3 protein-coding genes are annotated in these 2,490 nt (G+C 70.3%); all 3 read left to right on the forward strand.

Going from position 1 to position 2,490, the window contains the following annotated elements; genetic code table 11:
- The coding region (locus FV228_RS26745) for a LysR substrate-binding domain-containing protein (protein WP_147857291.1) at positions 1 to 731 on the forward strand (731 nt) is incomplete at its 5' end.
- A gap of 176 nt (positions 732 to 907) precedes the next feature.
- Positions 908 to 1,819 (forward strand): amino acid ABC transporter substrate-binding protein, encoded by a 912-nt coding sequence (locus tag FV228_RS26750; RefSeq protein WP_147857292.1) that lies wholly within the window; start codon positions 908 to 910, stop codon positions 1,817 to 1,819.
- A 71-nt stretch (positions 1,820 to 1,890) separates the two neighbouring features.
- Positions 1,891 to 2,490 (forward strand): MFS transporter (locus tag FV228_RS26755; protein WP_187277927.1); only part of this gene is annotated, 600 nt, incomplete at its 3' end.

Genomic DNA, 2,490 nt, shown 5'->3' on the forward strand with positions numbered 1-2,490 from the left:
CGCCCACCCCGGCGGGCCTCGAACTGGCCGAGCGGGCGCGCGGCCTGCTGGCGGGTTACGAGGCTGCCGTCTCGGGGGCGGCCGGCGATGCGGTGCGGGGTCTCGTGCGGGTCACGGCGCCGGTCCTGTTCGGGCGCAAGCACGTGGCGCCGGTCGTGTCGGGCTTCCTGGACGCCTACCCGGAGGCGCAGGTCGAGCTGGTCCTCGCCGACCGCAACCTCGACCTCGTGGAGGACGGGATCGACGTCGCGCTCCGGATCGGGCCGCTCGTGGAATCGCGCCTCGTCGCGCGCCGGCTCGGGCAGGTGAGCCAGGTCGTCGTCGCCAGCCCGGCCTATCTCGCCGCCCGGGGCACGCCCCGGACGCCTGCCGACCTGAGCGCGCACGACACCATCGTGGGCCCGATCCATGCGGGCGTTCGCGAATGGCGCTTCGGTGCCAACCGGGTGCGCCTCGCCCCGCGGCTCATCGTCAACGAGGTCGAGGCGGCGCTGATCGCGGCCCGGGCCGGACGCGGCATCGCGCGGGTGCTGTCCTACCAGGCCGCCGAAGAGATCGCGGACGGCCGGCTCGTGCGCCTGCTCGCGGCTTACGAGCCGGCACCGGTGCCGGTGCACCTCGTGACCCCGAGCCAGGGCCTCCGGCCCGCCCGGGTGAACGCCTTCCTCGACTACGCCGCGGAATCCTTGAGGACATTGCCGGTCCTCCAATTCATGAAAACCGGAACATGATCGGTCTTCCGTCACCGGATTGGGTCGTGGACTGGTTTTCCTGCCGCTGCTGGCCGTAGCCACGGCCGGACTCTTGCTGAGGGATGTGCGGAAGCCCGATCCGCGTGCAGTCGGGCTCCCGCCGCCGGGTCGGTCCGGCCGGCGTTCCGTTGCGCGACCAGGGAACCGGCCAGCCCATGCGTCTGCTCACTCCGCTCCTCGCCGTGCTGCTCGCGGTCCTCCCCCCGGCGGCCCGGGCCGAACCGCTGACCGGCACCCTCAAGAAGATCAAGGACAACAACCGGATCGTGCTCGGCGTGCGCGATAGCTCGCCGCCGTTCAGCTACCTGGACCAGAACCAGAAGGTGGTCGGCTTCGCGGTCGATATCTGCCTCAAGATCGCCGACGCCGTGAAGCGCGAATTGAAGATGCCGGGGCTCGAGGTCGCGATGGAGTTCGTGAACTCCTCGTCCCGCATCCCGCTGATGACCAACAACACCACCGATCTCGAATGCGGCACCACCACCAACAATTCCGAACGCAAGAAGCAGGTCGCCTTCACCAACACCCACTTCCTCACGGCGACCCGGTTCGTCTCGCGGAAGGACCAGAAGATCGCCAGCCTGGAGGATCTGCGCGGTAAGGTGGTCTCGTCGGTGGCCGGCTCGACCAACATCCTGATGCTGATCAAGGCCAACAACGAGCGCAAGCTCGGCATCACGGTGATCGCCGCCAAGGATGTGCCGGAGGCCTTCCTGATGGTCGAGACCGGCCGGGCGGCGGCCTTCGTGATGGACGACGTGCAGCTCAGCGTGGTGGCGGCCCAGTCGAAGGATCCGTCCGCCTACGCGATCAGCCAGGAGACCCTGTCCGATCCGGAACCCTACGGTATCATGCTGCGCCGGGACGATCCGGCCTTCAAGGCGCTGATCGATAAGGCCACCGCGGACCTCTACCGCAGCCCCGAGATCATGACGATCTACGAGACGTGGTTCCTCAAGCCGGTGCCGCCGCGGGGCCTGAACTACAACGTGCCGCTGTCGTCGGCTCTGCGCTGGGCGTTCGAGCATCCGAGCGACAATTCGGATCCGGCCTTCTACGCGCACTGATCCGGGTGGGTTTCGCTGCGGCCGCGGAGATGCGATGCCGCGGTCAGGTCCGCCCGCCCCGCGAAGCCCTCATGCTCGACCGCCAAGAGCCGGCCCTCACGCCGTCCGCGACCCGCGCGCCGGAGCCGGGTGCCGGCTCGATCCCGCGCCTGATCGTCGTCCTGGCCTGCGCGGGGTTCGGCAGCACCTTCGCGCTGCGCTCGGTCGAGCCCCTGGTCGGCGTGCTGGCCCGGGATCTCGGCAGCGACACCCACACGGTGGCGCTGCTCTCCACCGCCTTCGCGCTGCCCTACGCCTTCATCCAGCCAGTTCTGGGCCCGGTGGGCGACGCGCTGGGCAAGGAGCGGGTGATGAGCGTCTGCCTGGCGGTGCTGGCCGGCGCCCTGGTCCTGTGCAGCCTCGCCCCCGATATCGGCAGCCTGTTCGGCCTGCGGATGCTGGCGGGGGCGGCGGCGGGCGGCTGCATCCCGCTGTCGCTCGCGCTGCTCGGCGACCGGGTGCCGATGGACCGTCGGCAGGTGGCGATCGGGCGCTTCCTGGTGGCGGTGATCCTCGGGCAGCTCACCGGCTCGACCTTCGCGGGGCTGATCGAGGCGGTGATCGGCTGGCGCGGCGTGTTCGCCATCACGGCTCTGGTCGCCGCCGTCGCGTGCGCCGCGACCGTGTTCGGC

The organism is Methylobacterium sp. WL18 (assembly GCF_008040015.1).
In the GTDB taxonomy this organism is placed as follows: domain Bacteria; phylum Pseudomonadota; class Alphaproteobacteria; order Rhizobiales; family Beijerinckiaceae; genus Methylobacterium; species Methylobacterium mesophilicum.